Below are 17,286 nucleotides of genomic sequence, written 5' to 3' on the forward strand. Positions count from 1 at the left end.
GACGTCCGCCCATCATCGATCACCCCCGTGCGTTCGACGCGAGAGGACCGTGCGCGCAGTGTGTTTGGATCGTGCGGTGTATTCGACTATGCGGGATGCCACGGTGGTCAGGCCTCGGCGTCCCCACGGGTGATAGCCGGTGACGTTCAAGGATCGTCGTATGTCGGCGAAGTGTTCGCGTTGTGGGCGAACGCTGCCGGCACCCCCGGCATCGAAGTCGCACAGGACGGCGTCGATGACGACGGGTTGTTCGCGTTGCGCCGCCTCCAGCATGTACAGGTGATCGGCTGCGAGGCCGAAGCCGACGTCGTAGTGCCCGAGGTCTCGCACGAGGTCCATCCCGAACAGGGCGGCCTGGTGCGGAATCGGCCGGATACCGAGGGCGAACGGTCGCATCTCGAAGGGGCTGTAGCCCCATTCGAGACCGTCGCGGAGCGGGTCGCCGACGATGCGGACTCGGCCGTAACCCCATCGGTGTCTCACGGTTCCAGCCGCACTCAGCGCCGCCATGCCGATCGCGGCGGAGTCCCGGGCTGCGAAGCAGTCGCCGGAATGCATCAGCCACACCACATCTCCGGTGGCGCGGTCGATGCCCTGATTCATCGCGTCGTAGCGTCCGGCGTCGGGCTCGGACTGCCAGTACGACGGGTTCGCACGCTCGAGCAGTTGCTCGACGGAGGGGCCCGAACCGCCGTCGATGACGATGTGCTCGAGCGGCGCGTACGTCTGTTCGGCGACGCTCTCCAGCGTGCGGGTAAGCCCGGCCAGGTCGCGGTAGCTGATGGTGATCACGCTCAGGGTGGCGTCAGTGGGCATGGGCCCTCACTTGCCGTATGGCAGTTCTGCCGAACTTCGCCGCGGCGTAGACCATCGCGGGCAGTCCGGGCCTGCCTTCGGAGAAGCCGCTGGCCACCGATTTGCGGATTCCGCCGAGCGATTGTGCCGACGCCGCCGCGGTGACGGCGCTGAACAGGAAGTAGTCGCCTCGCACACGCGCGGTCGCGCCGCGAAGGTGTTCACGACCCCATTCGATGTACTTCTCGGACACGTCCGCCGACTGTCGAGACACGGAGTTCTCGCTGACGTTGTAGATCGAGAAGCATTCGGGCACATGCTTGATGATCAAGTCCGGCACCGTGCGTTGGAGTTCGATCAGCCAGCCCGGTTCGTCGTGGATGGACTCCGGCGCGTAATTGAGCGGAACCTGAAATGCGAGCTCCCGCGGGAAGCACAGCGTGCTGCTCTGCAGCATCGCGTCGCCGAGGGTGAAACGCCGGAGGGTGAACAGATAGTCGGCGACGGACTGGTGCTCACCGATCAGCGTTCTGGGCCATATCTTCTCGCGATGTCCTGGCTCTCGTACCGCGCACTTGCAGGTGACCACCCAGCGTCCACTGTCTGCACCGGACACTTCGGCGAGCTGGCGTTCGAGCTTGTACGGGTGCCACAGATCGTCGTCGTCGAGCAGGGCGATGATGTCGCCCGTCGCGTGTTGGATTCCGCATTGACGCGCATTGGCTCCGCCGGATCCCGGCCCGGTTCGCACGACGCGAATTCTGTCGTCGTCGGGGAGGGCCAAGGGTTCGGTCGTATCGGCCACCACGACGATCTCGAACACATCGATCGATTGGGCCAGGGCGCTGTCGACGGCACCGGCGAGGCTCGGTCTGCCGATCGTCGGGATGACCACGCTGACGGTCGCGTGAGAGTTCATCGCTTCTCCTCGTGCAGGCTACGACTCCGGGGTGTTCGGTTGTCTCGCAGCAGACGCATCAGCAGGTGTGTGTCTTGGGTGGAGTTGTTGTGGCGACCGTTGGAATGCACTGCGACGCAGCAGCATGCGAGGCAGGCGAACACGGCGGGGAGGTTGTAGGACCAGGGCGAGAAGATCAGGTCCCAGATGGTCTGCATGCCCAGGTACATCATCAGTGGCGTCCACGGCCCGGCAGAGTCGGCCACGAAGATCAGTCGATAGCAGGCCCACAGCAGCCAGATCGGCAGCAGGACCGCGAATACCCCTGCTTCGGCCCACGATCCGAGCAGCACCGAGTGGAGGGAGATCGATCCATCGCTGAGCTTCCACGCGTACTCGAAGGGGAACGATCTCTCGAAGCCCAAGGACATGGCGACGTGTTGAGCGTCGACGTAGGCCGCCCGCGAGATGTTGTCGGCGTTGCCCCACCCCAGTAACGGTTGCTGCACGATTGCGGTGAGGGACAGTGGCGGTTCGGTACGCCCCGCCAGCAACATCGGCACCGAACCGTTCGATTGCATGAGCACCTTCTCACGCAGCGATCCGCCGAGTAGGCCCTCACGCGCCGCGTACTCCAGTGCCCAGGTGAACCCCACTGCGAAGACACCCAATGTCACCACCCGGGTGGTGAGAGACAGAGTGCCGCGGCGGTACTTCGAGAGCACGAGCAGCAGTGCCACCGCGCAGCAGATCACGGCGTGGGACCGGAAGTTGAGCACGAGGCTCAACGCTCCCAGTGCCAACAGCGCGATCACGACCGCCGACGTGCCGATCCGGGATGTGGCCAGGAAGTAGAGCACCGTGATGGTGGCGGCCGGAGCTACCCCGTATTTCCAGAGGTCGACGACGCCACCGGTCGCGGTGAGGAACGTGCCGATCACGACGTAGAAGAAGACCGAACCGAACGCGATGCCGAGCAGCACTGTGGCGATGCGCTCGACGTCGCGAGCGAGCACCGTGATTCCACAGAAATACAGTGCGAACGACGCGAACGCGAAAACATCGGGCGAGAGGTAGCTGGTGTCGTTCACCCATGCCGAGGCCACGTAGGCGACTGTTCCCACAGCCGCCAGCACCAACGGGCTGTCGTTTCGGCTTCGGGTGCCGGGCAGAAAATACGCCAGCCCGATGGCGACGCACACCACGGAGAAGCCGGTGACCGTGAAATTCATCAGTGGCAGTGCGGAGGTCGCCCCCAGCATGAACAACCAGGCCCGTTCAGGAAAGCGAAGTGTTGCTTCCTGCCGAGCCGCTCTCCGGGGTCGAGGTGTCCGTACCGGTGCGACGCGACCGACGCGCTTGGGCACCGGCAGTTCCCGTAGGAAGTCGGCCTCGGGAAACACCGTCGCATGTAACCGGTCGGGACGAGTTCGGTAGTGGGCCAGACTCATCGGCACATACCCCATCCCATTCCCCCCGAAATGCCATTTGAGCTGTATTTCGGCAGCCTAGCGTGAGAATTAATCACATGCAGGACAAATCGAATCAGAGGCGGAGTTCTGAATTGCATTCACAATCAAATTGCCGATTGAAGCTTTGTTTTTCAGAAGTCCATCGATAAAAAATCCGACAAAACCGGTCGGCCTACACGAAGCCGGTACGGAAAGCGTCACACACCCTGTTTCAGAGTTCGTCGGTACCCAAATCGGTTGGTAGGCAGCGCTTGCGAACCGCCGGTACGCCCGCATAAAAACCGTTCGGTTCGCAATCCGCCGCAACCACACTGCCCGATGCGATGACGCACCCGTCGCCGATGCGGACACCGGGCAGGACCGTCACCCGTGCACCGATCCAGCAGCCGGCGCCGACGGTGATCGGCGAATCGACCGGTCTACCTGCGCGATCGGACTCACCACCGATCTCGTGCCCACACGTGACGAACATCGACTCGTATCCGATTCGAGTGTCCCTGCCGATGGTCACGGTCGACCCGAGATCGAAGAAGCAGCGGTAGTTCACGAATGCACGCTCACCCATCGTCAACCCTCTCCACGAACCGAGAAACACCCCGGCGTTCACCAGCGCGGAGGGATGGATGTCGTGGCCGCTTCTGCGTAGCAACATGGTTCGGATCTTCCGGGGAACTGCACCACTCGCGACGAGCCGGTTGAGGACGACGTCCCGGAATACTTGGCCTAGCTCCCCGAGAAGGATCTTCCGGTGCAACGTCATGGCCACAGACTAACTCTGCCATCGACGTAGCAGGAACGCAGAAAACGGCGCAGTCTGCGTGATCGGTAAATGACCCGAATTCCGGCTTTGTATTCGACTCGAAGCAGGTAAAGGCCATCCAGTTTGTTTCACCCATTCGGTCGAACGAAACGCGTCGTCACGTTCGACCGAAGCGGGTTACGATTCGCCTCGTATTCGACGTCTCGCACCCGACATCGCACTTCTCACATTGAGGACCGCGAATGACCACGATCCAACCGTCAGCCGCTCGTCGCCGACACCGCCGACGGATCACCGACTCCCACCGACGCTCGGATATTCAGGGCCTTCGAATGGTGGCGGTGCTGCTGGTCATCGTCGATCACCTCTTCGGTTGGCCGCAAGGCGGTTTCATCGGTGTCGACGTGTTCTTCGTCGTCTCCGGCTTTCTGATCACCGGACTACTGCTGCGTGAGTACGACAAGACACAGACGATCTCGTTCGCGGGGTTCTACCGCCGACGGATCAGGCGCATCATGCCCATCGCCACCCTGGTGCTCGTGATGGCCTGCGTCGCTGGAGTATTGGTGTATTCGTCGGCCCGTGCAGCATCGATCGGCACGGACGCGGTCTGGGCGTTCTTCTTCGCATCGAATTGGCGGTTCGCACTGGAAGGGACCGACTACTTCAACGCGGACGCGGCCATCTCGCCTCTGCAGCACTACTGGTCACTGTCGGTCGAGGAACAGTTCTACTTCGTGTGGCCGGCATTGATGCTCGCCATCGGAGTACTGGTGACGCGGCGATCCTGGCACAGCAACGTCAAGCGCACCCTGTCGGCGACGGTGATGGGCGCGATCGTCGCGGCATCGTTCGTGTGGGCGTTGCACGACACAGCGACCGACCCGGCCTGGGCCTACTTCTCCACGTTCACGCGGGTGTGGGAGTTGGGGGTGGGCGCACTGCTCGCCATCGGAACAGGTTGGGTCGCACGGCTGCCTCGCGCGGCTCGAGCCCCCTTGGCGTGGTCGGGACTCGCAGCGATAGGTATCGGTGCATTCGTCATCAGCGAGTCGGGCTCGTTCCCCGCTCCTTCCGCCGCGCTCCCGGTGCTGGGCGCAGCGATGGTGATCGCTGCCGGCACGGGCGGAGCCACTCCCTACCTCGCTCCGTTGACGAACAAGGCAAGCGTGTACGTCGGAGACATCTCGTATTCGCTGTATCTGTGGCACTGGCCGATCATCGTGATCCTCGGATCGATCATGGATGTCGACGCCTACTACTACGTCACCGTGTTGGCCATGACGTTCGGACTCTCGGTGGCGTCGTATCACTTCGTAGAGAACCCAGTTCGGCGGTCCAACTTCCTCGAACCGAGGGCGGTGCGCGCCGAGGCTCGGAGAAAACGCCGGAATCAGATCGGCCGCAAGTCTCGGCCGCCGTCCGTGCGGTACGCGGCACTAGGTGCGTTGACTCTGGTGACCATCGCCGTGGCCGCGTTCTCACTCAAACCACTCGACCCGCCTGCAACCCCACCGGCCAGAGCTGCGGCCGACGCCGCTCTTGCTCCGGACGACATCGCGGTGCCCCTCGGCCCTGCGCAATCTGCCTTGGCGACCGAGATCGACGCCGCGGTGAATGCAGTGGAGTGGCCGGCGCTGACACCCACGATGGGCGAGGCCATCAGTGGGGCTCAAGCTCCGGGCGGCATTGCCGAATGCGGGTTGGTCGACCGGCCGGGCCCGGAGCAGTGCACGTGGGGCGCGGCCGACGCACCCAAGACCATCATGATTCTCGGCGATTCGATGGCGATGAGCTTTGTTCAACCGATCAAGAATTTCGCCGAGGCCAGCGGTGGGGTGTGGAAGGCGCGCTCGGAGGCGATGTTCGGTTGCACGTTCGTCGACATGGACGTGAACACCCGAGATGCCGACACCTCCGCGGCGTGCCCCGCACGCAAGGCGGCCGCCATTGACGCGGTGAACGAGGTGAGGCCGGACGTCGTGGTCATCACCAATCTCCACACCGACATCGCAGCGGAGCTCTGGATCCCTGGGGTGAAGCGGCTCACCGATCAGTTCGCAGCGAACGCGGGAAAGATCCTGATCCTCTCCGCTCCCCCGAACGACAAGAAGCCGGCGGACTGCTATACGCGCACAAGCACGCCTGCCGACTGTCTGAGCAGAGTGACCGATACGTGGAAGGCGCGATCGCGGGCGGACCGCAACCTGGCCTACCGGGTAGGGGGAGCCTACGTCGACACCCGAGGCCTGTTCTGCACCCCGGACAACTATTGCCCCAGCTTCGTGGGTACTACTCCCATGAAGTCCGATTCTGCGCACATGACAATCGAATACGGAGCAAAGGTGTCGTCGGCAATTGCCGAAATTCTGGGTGCGAACGGGGTATGAGCCGGATCGGCGAGTCTGTCTTGCACGAGTGGATGACTACTGCCGTATGCGATCGACGTTCTCCCGATACCAGCGGACTGTCGACGCTATGCCCTCACGCAGCGAGATTGCAGGTTTCCATCCGGATTTCTTCAGCGTCGACACGTCGAGCAGTTTCCGAGGCGTGCCGTCGGGTTTGGATGTGTCCCAGTCGATTCGGCCCGAGTAGCCGACTTCGTCGGCGACCATCTCTGCAACCTCTTTGATCGTCTGATCCTCACCTGTTCCGACATTGACCTGACTCGGACCGTCGTAGTGGTCCAGCAGATGCAGGCACGCGGAGGCCATGTCGTCCACGTGAAGAAACTCTCGCTTGGGAGAACCGCTGCCCCAGTTGGTGACTGCAGCTGTCCCCGCCTTTGCCGCTTCGTCGTAGCGGCGTATGAGTGCGGGTAGAACGTGCGAGCTTTGCGGTGAAAAATTGTCTCCAGGTCCGTACAGGTTTGTCGGCATTGCGGATATCCAGGGCAGTCCGTACTGCTTGCGCACCGACTGAATCTGAAGAATTCCTGCAATCTTGGCGATTGCGTAGGCATCGTTGGTCGGCTCGAGAGGACCGGTGAGGAGGTATTCCTCCTTGATCGGTTGCGCTGCATGTTTGGGGTAGATGCAGGACGAGCCGAGGAAGAGGACACGCTCGACACCGAACTGTAGCGCTGCGTCGAGTACGTTGACCTGCACTTGCAGGTTCGAGGAGATGAAGTCGACGGGATAGGTGCTGTTCGCCAGGATTCCGCCCACTTTGGCCGCGGCGAGTACGAGGTTGGTTGGCTTGTTCTGCTCGATGTAGTCGAACACCGCAGTGCGGTCACGAAGGTCCAGATCGGTCGAGGTCTCTCCGATCAGGTTGGTGAAGCCGTGGCTGTCGAGGTGTCGCCAGACTGCCGAGCCCACCAGTCCTTTGTGGCCCGCGACGTAGAACGTTGCATCACGATCGATTGTTCTGGATCTCTGCGTCGACTCCAGTGTGCTCATGGCCAGTCCTTCAACGCGGGTGTGTCGATCCAGGGCTGTCCTTCGTGGGCGAGTGCCTCACAATCAGCATCGACCATGATGCGCGCGAGTTCGGGAGCGTGCACCGATGCCTTCCACCCCAGTTCTTCCTCTGCCTTGCTGGCGTCTCCGACCAGCGCGTCCACCTCGGTCGGTCGAAGATAGCGATCGTCGAATTCCACGTATTGCCGCCAATCGAGACCCGCATGCTCGAATGCCACTGTCAGAAAATCCTTCACCGTGTAGCTACCGCCGGTAGCGAGCACGTAGTCCTGAGGCCGATCGGCTTGCAGCATCCGCCACATCCCTTCCACGTATTCGGGTGCGTACCCCCAGTCTCGGATGGCATCGAGGTTGCCCATGTAGAGGTGGCTCTCGACGCCGGCCTTGATTCGCGCAACCGCCCGAGTGATCTTGCGAGTCACGAATGTCTCGCCACGCCGGGGCGATTCGTGGTTGAACAGGATTCCGTTGACTGCGAAGAGCCCATAGGCTTCGCGATAGTTCCGAGTCACCCAATAGGAGTAGACCTTCGCAGCTCCGTACGGCGAACGCGGATAGAACAGGGTGTCTTCGTTCTGCGGCGGTGGACTGGCACCGAACATCTCGGAGCTCGATGCTTGATAGAAGCGGCACTTCACTCCAGCCAGCCTTACTGCTTCGAGGAGTCGTATGGATCCGATTCCTGTTGTGTCGCCGGTATGTTCGGGCTCGTCGAAGCTGACCCGAACGTGTGACTGCGCAGCGAGGTTGTACACCTCGTCGGGCCGAATATCTGCCATCAGCATCAACATTCGTGTGCCATCGCTGAGGTCGCCGTAGTGAAGGAACAGCTTTGCTGCAGACACGTGCGGGTCCACGTACAGATGCTCGATGCGCAAGGTGTTGAAAGTCGACGCACGGCGGATCAAGCCGTGTACTTCGTAACCCTTGGACAACAGGAGCTCCGCCAAATAGGAGCCATCCTGACCGGTAATTCCCGTGATGAAGGCCTTTTTCATACCTGCTCCGTTCAGGCACACCATGCATGCTGGGGTCAGCGTACAAGTGGACCGTCATCGGTGCAGGAGAACCGCACACTGGGAATCACCCTGTGCAACAGTATTTTACGGACTCAATCGGGCTAAGCGCCCGCCGTTCTCAGCCAATCCAGGGTTTCGACTGTTCGGAAAGCTACTTCTCCGAAACCGTTCGGTTTAGTGGCTTCCAGCCTCACGAGAAGTTCGGCAGGTCTCCGCGTTCGAGTGCTTCGGCGAGGGTGGGGGCGGCTGTGTCCTTGTCGGAGAGTTCGTAGGTCAGGGGCGATCCGTCGCGTGCGGTGGTGGGCCAGTCGATGCCCAGCGCGGGGTCGAGTGGGTTGATGTCGCGGTCCAGGGTCGGGGTGTACTCGAGGCTGCACAGGTACATGACGGTCGAGTTGTCCTCGAGCGAGAGGATGGCGTGGCCGAGTCCTTCGGACAGGAACACCGCTTTGCGGTCGATGTCGTCGATCAGCACGCTGTCCCACTGCCCGAACGTCGGGGATCCGACCCGCAGGTCGACGATGACGTCGAGGAATGCTCCGCGGGCGCAGGTGACGTATTTCGCTTGTCCGGGTGGGTTGGTGGTGAAGTGGATCCCGCGCAGGACCCCGGCTGCGGAGACCGAGCAATTCGCCTGCAGCAGGTTCAACGACCGCCCCGTCGTCTCCTCGAAGAGGCTCGCTTTGAACCATTCGAAGAACACACCGCGATCGTCGCCGAACTGGCGTGGGGTGTACTCGTAGGCACCGGCGATGCTCAACTCACGAAAGCTCATGCTCGGTGTCCTCGGTCGATCAGATCCAGCAGGTAGTGGCCGTACCCGGATTTGACGAGTGTCTCCGCGCGGGCGCGCAGTTCGTCGTCGGTGATGAATCCTCGTCGCCACGCCACCTCTTCGGGGGATCCGATCTTCAGGCCCTGGCGTTGTTCGATGGTGCGCACGTAGTTCGAGGCGTCGAGCAGCGAGTCGAAGGTGCCGGTGTCGAGCCAGGCGGTACCGCGCGGGAGGACTTCGACCTGGAGGCGGCCTGCCTCGAGGTAGTGGCGGTTGACGTCGGTGATCTCGTATTCCCCACGCGCGGACGGTTGCAGGTCGCGGGCGATGGCGATGACGTCGTTGTCGTAGAAGTACAGCCCCGGGACGGCGTAGTTCGATTTCGGGGCGGCGGGTTTTTCTTCGAGGGAGATGGCTTTGCGGTTCGCATCGAATTCGATGACGCCGTAGGCGGTGGGGTCGGAGACCTCGTAGGCGAAGACGGCTCCGCCGTCGATGGTGTCGAAGCGGGACAGTTGGGTGCCCAGGCCGGGGCCGTAGAAGATGTTGTCGCCCAACACCAATGCCGCGGAGTCGGTGCCGATGTGGTCGGCACCCAACACGAAGGCCTGGGCGAGTCCGTTGGGCTCGTGTTGGACCTTGTAGGTCAAGTCGATGCCGAATTGGGAGCCGTCACCGAGCAGACGCGTGAACTGGTCGGCGTCCTGGGGTGTGGTGATGACGAGGATCTCGCGGATCCCGGCCAGGATCAGAGTCGAGAGCGGGTAGTAGATCATCGGTTTGTCGTAGACCGGAACCAGCTGCTTGCTGACGCCCATCGTGATCGGATGAAGACGCGAGCCCGTGCCGCCCGCCAGAATGATTCCCCGCATGAGCAAATTATCGCACAATTACAACTTGACACAAATCGTGAGAGCTAGCCGGCAGGAAGAGACCAACCATCGGCGAAATCGCGATGCATCTGGCATGCAAACCGAAACTGATCGAGTACCAATTTATCAAGATTTCCCAATGGCCCCGATGAGCGCGTCTTCATATGCCCCGCAGACTAAATCCCAGCTGTATCTTTCCGCACTGCGCAAGCGGGCCCGGTTGCCAAGATCCAACTGGCGGGGGCGGTCTTTCAGTAACGACAGCATCGCCTCAGCAATACGATGACCATTTGGCTCGACAAAAACCGCCGTATCAGCCAGTACCTCGTGATTGAAGACCGTATCTCTTGCGACAATGGGAGCGCCGCAGGCCATAGCCTGAACAAGCGCGGGATTAGTTCCACCGACGCTGTGGCCGTGAAAGTAGGCTCCCGCATTCTGCCACAGTGAAAATAAACGGCGATCGTCACTAACATGACCCAACGCGTGAATGCGACTATTACCGTCAGCCATATTTTTAACGCGTCGGTCAAACTCACCACCATAGCCCGAAGATCCAACTATGACTACGTCATGCGATCGTGCAATGACCTCGGCGGCGTCAAAAAACTCTGAAACGGTATTCTCAGGCACGAATCGCGCAACCAATAATGCATACGAACCCGGCGACCCACTATGCGAAGGAGGCAGCACATCTGGATTTGTGCCACCATACGGAATGAAGGTGCCTGTACGGCCAAATTCTTCGGACCAACGCTGGCCAAGAGCAATCGAGTCGTAGACAAGGTAGTCAGCCCACCTCGCGGTCAGACTGGCGCCGATTCGGAACACGCCCTTCGCTGCCAAACCCCACTTCTCGCGCTCCCATTCAATCCCGTCGACATTAACGACCGTCGGAATTCCGCGGACTTTCATCGACGGAAGCCAGTAGCCATTAGCTACGTTCATAATTAGCGCAACGTCAGGCTTCCTCCTAGCAGACCTAATCGAGGACGACAGACCGTAGCTGAGAGTAGAAAGCGACTTGGACTCTACCCCCCAGGATTCCCTCGACGCCACCCTTGGGTCACGCAGCGGATCGTCCGCTCGCACAGCGCCCGGCCGACCGTAGACCGTGACATCCCAATCATGATCAGCTAAATATGGTGCCAGATTTCGAACTAGAGTCTCGAAGCCGCCATAGTAACTCGGATAGCCACGCGTACCGATGATATCAACGGAATTCTTCAAGAACCTTCTCCTCTGGATGTTGGCGCGTATGTACACAGTCAGCCTGCAGCATGGTCCCGCTTATTCCCCTTCGCAAGTTTCTTGGATAGGGAGCGACCAACGCTGATAAATGGTAGTTCGATCCATCGGTGCATTACTACAGCCGCGCCCAGCGAGACTGGAACCGTGATCCAAACTATTACCGCGCCTTCGACGTCCAAGCGTTCGAGAACACGAATGACAATTGCGTGCACTAAATACAGCACGTAACTAATAGACCCCAACCAAGTTAAAATCCTCGGCATCGACCTGTCCTGCAAGCAGTAAAAAGCAACAAATATCGCCAATCCAGCCAAGTACGAAACATTGAAACCAAGCGCCGACCAATTCGATGACGGGAACGCAGCCGAGTCCCCCTGAAGCACCCAACCAAGAATTGGAACCACAATCACACACGCTAACAAGTACAACAAAAGGTTAGACGGCTTGCCTTGGTCTCTCTGGTAAAAGGCAATACCAACGCTAGCAGTGAACATCATCAATGGCGATACAGCGGTAAGGTCCAAATCGCTGAACCGTGTCGAGATGCACATTAGACCAAAAACGAAGAGCCAAAACCAACCTACATGACAGAAAAAGCGACTGGCGAAGGACTTTAAGATAGACTGCTGCCCATAGAATGCAAGTTCACTGCCTAGCGTCCACGTTGGCCACAGCATGCTCGCTACGCTGACGAAACCTTGAATCATCAGAATATTTAAAACAACTGTCACAAATGAAAACGAATAGCGCTCACTGCTCGCAGGCCAATCAATAATTATGTATAAGGCTAGAGTAATCCAAAATATAGGATACAATCTGAAAAACCTTCGAATCCAGAAGACCCGTAATGACTGAAAACCTAGGCTCAACGCTACGACATAACCGCTGACCAAGAAAAATGCGACAATTCCCGCGCGGCCAAGGTTCAGAGTACTCTGCCACTGTCCCCACCACGGGTCGGCTGCCTCCATAGAGTGCCCAATCAACACTAGGAATGATGCTAATCCCCGCACACCATCCAGAAATTCCACCCTGCTTGCCTCGGATGTATGGCCCCTAACGCCTCGGGACTTCTCACTCATGCCCATAGCTCCTACTTTCCAACTGAGCCGCCGCGCGACGACTCTCAGCAGAATCGACATCCACATCCACGACCGGCACGCCCTCTCTCCTGGAGCCAGCTGAATGATCAAAACCCCGAATTGATTTGTCCCTATGCCGCGGGTTTTCTGTTATCGCCAGACCGACCACGAAGAAGGCGACATACGAAACCGGTAGAGCCTCGACTGCAGACCCAGTCAGTGCAAACGGTGTCAGTCCGGCGAGCGTGATCAGTGCAAACGAACCCGATTCAGACCGTACAACAGTCGAACGTATCACCGCGGATAGCAGGCCCGTCCAGAGAATTAGACCAATTATTCCACCCTCAACCATGATTTTAAATACCAGGTTGTGCGCCGTTACATGAACTCCATCCGGACCGAAGAACTGGCCCATGACGTCGCCAGCACTCCCCGCGCCCCAGCCCCAGAGGGGTGATGCCAGGAAAAGGTTCCAGGACGCGATGTACTCAGGAAAGCGGTTCAAAAAGCGACCATCAGACGATGCTTCGCCCAGCGACCTGGCGACGGACGCCAAACCAGAATCTTCAGTCAGTACAACATAACTCAGCAAGGCGGACGTCAGTATTGCTCCCGCCGCTCTAGCCAGAAACTTCTCGAAACGAGGCGAGATCAGGATATAAACCAGCACCAAGAAAACAATAGCGACATAGGCCGTTCTGACGAGGGTCATGTAGGTCGCAACGACTGCAATCAAGCCAACCAAAGATGCTTCGATCCTGTGCCCTCGAAATCTTACAAGGCACCAGCCAAGTAAGAAAACACCGCAAACTGCAACATGGAAAGGACCCGCGAAAATACCCTGAAGCCTACGCGCGCCATCGAACAGCGCGGTATAGGAATCCGCCGATTTATCAGCCCCGATGTCATCAAGAGCAGGAAACCACAGTCGTCCAATAATTGAAATTGCTAGACCAGCGGTCAGAGTTCTTACTACTAGCGCCTCAGCTGATCGAACATGTGTAGCAGCAATCGAGCAGCCAAGGATTAGCCCACCAAGCGCAAGGACCGACTTCCGGAATCCCAGAATTCCCACATTCACACTCGGTATATTTGCGTTGAACATCAGCAAGAACCAGAATGCAATGACTGCTATTGCCCAACCCACAACAGGTCCTCCACGCCTTTCCTCCCTAGGCTGTAGGAGCCAGGCAAGCACTGCACCACCCAGAGCGGCCAACTGAAGTGGAAGATTCACCGAAGCCGGAAGTAGAGAAGAAAATACTAACAAAATGAAGAAACCATAGTAAATGGAAGGCAGGCGGTCGACCCTTTGCTGACGAATTGTCCATATTGCCAGCAGCGCGAAGAGTGAGACAAAACCCAAAACTATACTCAAACTCACAGTGACCGAAGCGATACCCGCGACCAAGGCGATAGTAGCGACGGAAATCAGAATCACCACGTCGACAAGGGGAGGCTTTTGCCGCATCATGTAGCGTCCAGTAGATCGAGCACCGTTTTCGCTTTGAACTCCCAGGTCATCTCTGGCGGAATCTCTTCATGAATTCGACCCAATCGTGGGCCAGGTTCGAATAAGCCGGCAATCTCCCGAATGTGCTCTTCCGCAGACATGACGGTTACCGCCTTCAAACCCCGTTCTCCGGCACCCTGCACTGGTGTGCTCAGAACTGGGAGACCTGCGGCGCGGTACTCGTACGTTTTTATTACGTCTCCCCCTACCTCGCCTTCGCCCACTCGATGAGGCACCCACCCGAGATCGAAGGTCTGAAGCAAAGCTGGTACATCACGGTAATGTATATCTCCCAAAAGGTCGATATTGGGGATATTCTGCATGCCACGCCTATACTCTGAGTCCAAGATTGGTCCTGCAAATATAAAGTTGACATGCGGGAGTTCGCGGGCCGCGGCCTGAATTAGCTGCAAGTCAAGCCTACGTCCGATCTTTCCTACATAGCCAATTTTAGGCGAACCTATGGCATGGCTTTCTGTCGAGAACCGTGTTGGGTCAACTCCGTTCAAGATTTGCTGAACGTCCGAACGGCCGTTTCGTCGCGCGAGCTCTGCGGTCCCCTCTGCGTTCGCGATTACATGATTTGCGCCGTCGAATGATCTTGCATATGCCTCCACGACTTGGTCCTTAATCGATGCGAAGGCATAGTGGTAGGTCCAGTCATCCAACAGATCCATAACAACTGTCCGCTTACCATTAAATACTGTCTGAGCGATATTTGAAACAGCAACAAAAGGATTCCACACAATAACGGGATCCGTTTCCCCGATATCTCCTACTCTTCGATAGCTAGTCCGTGACCGGTCCCACCACTCCTGGCGGTTTCGCAAATTAGGAAGCTTTAGCGAATATGAATTTATCTCGTGAAGATTGGCATGGTCCTGCGAAATTCGCGGCCGCAACGCATGTGATGCGTGAATCGGCAGTGGCTCAGGCCGAGATCTAACCTTAAACGACCCCTCGCTTCCGACCAGCGTCGACATCCAGTGCAGAAGGTGTCCGTCACGGGTACGGAATCCTTCTTTAACCAGCTTTGCACTGCCGTGCATAGGAAAGGCGTGGTACTGCTTATTATGAGTCATAACTTTATTGCCACCTAGCCATGCGGGTAGACGTTGTCTCGGCCACGATCGGTGATGCGGGCTCTCTTCTGGATGCTGCGCCTCGCGAGATAAGGGCTACCGCCAGGAGCCATAGCCCATAAGAAGTAGCGAGTATTATAGATGATCCAATTATTCCAAATATGCCTACAAACCAGAAGTTTGCTCCGGCAGATAGGACAGAAATCGTAAGAGACACTGCCGCCGCCAGCTTTACCTTGTTTAGCGCGATAACGCGCAGGTAGAACGGCGCGGAGGCGTACATCAATGACCCCGCCGACGATATCCACACGGCAAGCATCCATGCGGTTTCGTACTTGCCGTCAGATATTACCTGCGAAGCAAAGGGAAGCGTAGCCGTCGAAGCACTAAATAAGAGGATGGTTATTAACCAGTGCACTGGCTTGATGTCCGTGATTCTTCCCGAGAATGCAGTTGCGATGTTCTTCGTTATGTAGGCATTCTGAAGCGCCCTGAATGCTCGGTCAGTCAAACTGTACGAGAGCGTGAATACTGCGAGATCAGCCGCTGCTACCGATCCGTCCATGGCTATACGGCCAACGCCGCTCACGATCCAAAGCCCCAAGTTCAATAGACCAATCCACTCAAGCGGTGCCTTGTTGTCCTTGAGGATTCTGAAACACCAGGCATTTCGTGGCCTAATAGCCGATGCGGCTAGGTTAGCTAGCAGAATGGCAGACATCGCAACCGTGAGGGAAAGTTCGTCGACAAATACGACTGCGCTCGCGATGATCACCACAGGAATAGTTGCTTTGAAGCAAATGATCAGCAGGTAGCTTTTGAAGTCACGCCTTCCCAATTCTAGGGAGCTACGCGCTTCGGCTATAACAAACGACGCAGTTGTCAGTGCAGATACGAGACCTAGAAGCCAATCATTCCACGCCACCAAGGCATACACGAGGCCCGCGGAACCGGCTGCGAGTATAAGTAAGACTTCTCTGACCGTAAAGCTGATTCTGCCGCTGTCAGATACTGCGGTACGCACCACCCTTGCACCAACACTTGTGCCTATCACTGCATTTCCGATGGCCCAGATTGCCGTCAGGACGCCGTACCTGGCAAAATCATCTATCGGTAAAAACCGGGCGAGAATAACTATCTGTATCAACGCGAGCAAGACGGTCACCACCTGCGCTAGCAAGGTTGGTTGAAGGACCAGCTTTGCAACTCGCGTGATGTGATTTTGCCTATACATCTGCAGCCGCTCCATCACGAAATATAATCTCGTGGATCGCCAGCATCAGATCTTTTGCCAAGACCGGACTAGAAGCCACCTGCAGAAACCGGAGGTGCGCGTTTCGTTCGTGACGTGCGGCTGCGGTAGCTAGAATGGAAATCGTCTCGGCGAGGCCGAGTGTTAGGCTGGCATAATGCACAGAGTCGCCTGCGACTTCGACAATGGCTGACGTAGGCGATGTAACAATTGGCACCCCTATTGCCATAGCATCGATGAGTTTCGCTGGAAGTTGAACGTCGGCTCCGGAATTGGTGCTCATAGGGATATATGCGACGTCCACAGCACTGTATACCTCCGAGAGAGGAGTGCCCGGCTCGTGCTCTATGTGACGTTCGCTCGCGGCGGCGGACAAAGAAACACCCGAGTTCTTGAAAGTATGTAGCTCAAGTGTGTCACTGAACTCCATTAGTTCGGAGAGCCTTCGAGCGCCTTTGTGTCCCCGGATTGTTCCAAATGTACCTATTCTAACCAGTCCTGGAACAGGAGTAGGTAGGACTGGTGCGACGATGGGACGGGCGTGTGTGATTCTCACCGTTGGCACCCAATGCCCGGGAAATCTAGACGCAAGCACATTGGACGAGAATGTAAACAGATCTGCGACATCTGCGATTTTGTGCTGCGCAGATCTAATTCTTCCTGGATACATTCGCCGTGCGGGGTTTAGTCTGAGCCAGTTGGTGATCGACGTCGATCTGAAGTCGGCGGCCAATGCTGCATCATCGTCGTCTAGATCCAGGACGACAATGACGGTATCGTCGGCCTCGCGAATCTTTTCGACAATTTTCGCAAGGGGAGATATACCCTTACTAACCCAGACAATGCGCTTGACTCCTGGTTGCGGAAGTTTCCATTCAGGGAGTTCTCCCCTTCTGATCGCTTTTACGTTTACGCTAAACTGTCCAATCCCTGGCCACGGCTGTCCGTCATCCACAGCCCAAACAGTCGTTTCTGCAACCTGCTCAGCGACTAGACTCAACGCAATTGCGCGCCCAACTGCGTTGCTAGCAATGGAATGCGACAAAATGCAGAATTCGAGCCGAGCTTCCTGATTCGCCGCCTGAAATGG

General features: G+C 58.0%; 15 protein-coding genes. 1 reads left to right on the plus strand and 14 read right to left on the minus strand.

Annotation, left to right across the window (positions count from 1 at the left end; genetic code table 11):
• Positions 1-12: 12 nt before the first annotated feature.
• From CH273_RS03275 to CH273_RS03290, 4 genes are all read right to left on the minus strand, one after another.
• On the minus strand, positions 13-816 hold the full coding sequence (locus CH273_RS03275; RefSeq protein WP_032396198.1) for a glycosyltransferase: 804 nt from the start codon (positions 814-816) through the stop codon (positions 13-15).
• Positions 806-1,714, minus strand: a complete 909-nt coding sequence (locus tag CH273_RS03280) for a glycosyltransferase family 2 protein (RefSeq protein WP_032396199.1) — start codon at positions 1,712-1,714, stop codon at positions 806-808. Before CH273_RS03280 ends, CH273_RS03275 begins: the two co-directional genes overlap by 11 nt.
• The gene (locus tag CH273_RS03285; protein WP_230596863.1) at positions 1,711-3,144 is read right to left on the minus strand and encodes a hypothetical protein; all 1,434 of its coding nucleotides are present in this window, start codon (positions 3,142-3,144) and stop codon (positions 1,711-1,713) included. Before CH273_RS03285 ends, CH273_RS03280 begins: the two co-directional genes overlap by 4 nt.
• 232 nt (positions 3,145-3,376) lie before the next feature.
• Entirely contained in the window at positions 3,377-3,925 is a 549-nt protein-coding gene (locus CH273_RS03290) for an acyltransferase (RefSeq protein ID WP_032396200.1), read from the minus strand.
• 242 nt (positions 3,926-4,167) lie between these two features.
• Between CH273_RS03290 and CH273_RS03295 the strand changes: the two genes are divergently transcribed.
• Positions 4,168-6,315 carry an acyltransferase family protein gene (locus CH273_RS03295; protein ID WP_032396201.1) on the plus strand — a complete coding sequence of 716 codons (2,148 nt, stop codon included), beginning with the start codon at positions 4,168-4,170 and terminating at the stop codon, positions 6,313-6,315.
• Between the two features lie 36 nt (positions 6,316-6,351).
• On the opposite strand, the gene CH273_RS03300 is transcribed toward CH273_RS03295, so the two are convergent.
• From CH273_RS03300 to CH273_RS27325, 10 genes are all read right to left on the minus strand, one after another.
• Complete coding sequence (locus CH273_RS03300; RefSeq protein WP_032396202.1) at positions 6,352-7,329, minus strand: GDP-L-fucose synthase family protein; 978 nt, start codon at positions 7,327-7,329, stop codon at positions 6,352-6,354.
• Positions 7,326-8,348, minus strand: coding sequence for a GDP-mannose 4,6-dehydratase (gene gmd / locus CH273_RS03305; protein ID WP_032396421.1), 1,023 nt, complete (start codon positions 8,346-8,348; stop codon positions 7,326-7,328). Before gmd ends, CH273_RS03300 begins: the two co-directional genes overlap by 4 nt.
• A 211-nt stretch (positions 8,349-8,559) precedes the next feature.
• Complete coding sequence (locus tag CH273_RS03310) at positions 8,560-9,144, minus strand: dTDP-4-dehydrorhamnose 3,5-epimerase family protein (protein WP_032396422.1); 585 nt, start codon at positions 9,142-9,144, stop codon at positions 8,560-8,562.
• Positions 9,141-10,016, minus strand: coding sequence for a glucose-1-phosphate thymidylyltransferase RfbA (gene rfbA, locus CH273_RS03315; protein ID WP_094631888.1), 876 nt, complete (start codon positions 10,014-10,016; stop codon positions 9,141-9,143). Before rfbA ends, CH273_RS03310 begins: the two co-directional genes overlap by 4 nt.
• A gap of 126 nt (positions 10,017-10,142) precedes the next feature.
• Positions 10,143-11,246, minus strand: coding sequence for a glycosyltransferase (locus CH273_RS03320; protein WP_082322608.1), 1,104 nt, complete (start codon positions 11,244-11,246; stop codon positions 10,143-10,145).
• A gap of 38 nt (positions 11,247-11,284) precedes the next feature.
• Entirely contained in the window at positions 11,285-12,298 is a 1,014-nt protein-coding gene (locus CH273_RS03325) for an acyltransferase family protein (protein WP_179275410.1), read from the minus strand.
• A gap of 43 nt (positions 12,299-12,341) precedes the next feature.
• Positions 12,342-13,793 (minus strand): O-antigen ligase family protein, encoded by a 1,452-nt coding sequence (locus CH273_RS03330; protein ID WP_179275411.1) that lies wholly within the window; start codon positions 13,791-13,793, stop codon positions 12,342-12,344.
• A gap of 26 nt (positions 13,794-13,819) precedes the next feature.
• Entirely contained in the window at positions 13,820-14,539 is a 720-nt protein-coding gene (locus CH273_RS28085; protein ID WP_230596898.1) for a glycosyltransferase, read from the minus strand.
• A 409-nt stretch (positions 14,540-14,948) separates the two neighbouring features.
• Positions 14,949-16,196, minus strand: a complete 1,248-nt coding sequence (locus tag CH273_RS03340; RefSeq protein ID WP_143546171.1) for a hypothetical protein — start codon at positions 16,194-16,196, stop codon at positions 14,949-14,951.
• Positions 16,171-17,151, minus strand: coding sequence for a glycosyltransferase (locus CH273_RS27325; RefSeq protein WP_179275412.1), 981 nt, complete (start codon positions 17,149-17,151; stop codon positions 16,171-16,173). The genes CH273_RS03340 and CH273_RS27325 overlap by 26 nt, the downstream gene beginning before the upstream one ends.
• Positions 17,152-17,286: the final 135 nt, after the last annotated feature.

This window comes from Rhodococcus sp. 05-339-2 (assembly GCF_002258965.1).
Lineage (GTDB): Bacteria > Actinomycetota > Actinomycetes > Mycobacteriales > Mycobacteriaceae > Rhodococcoides.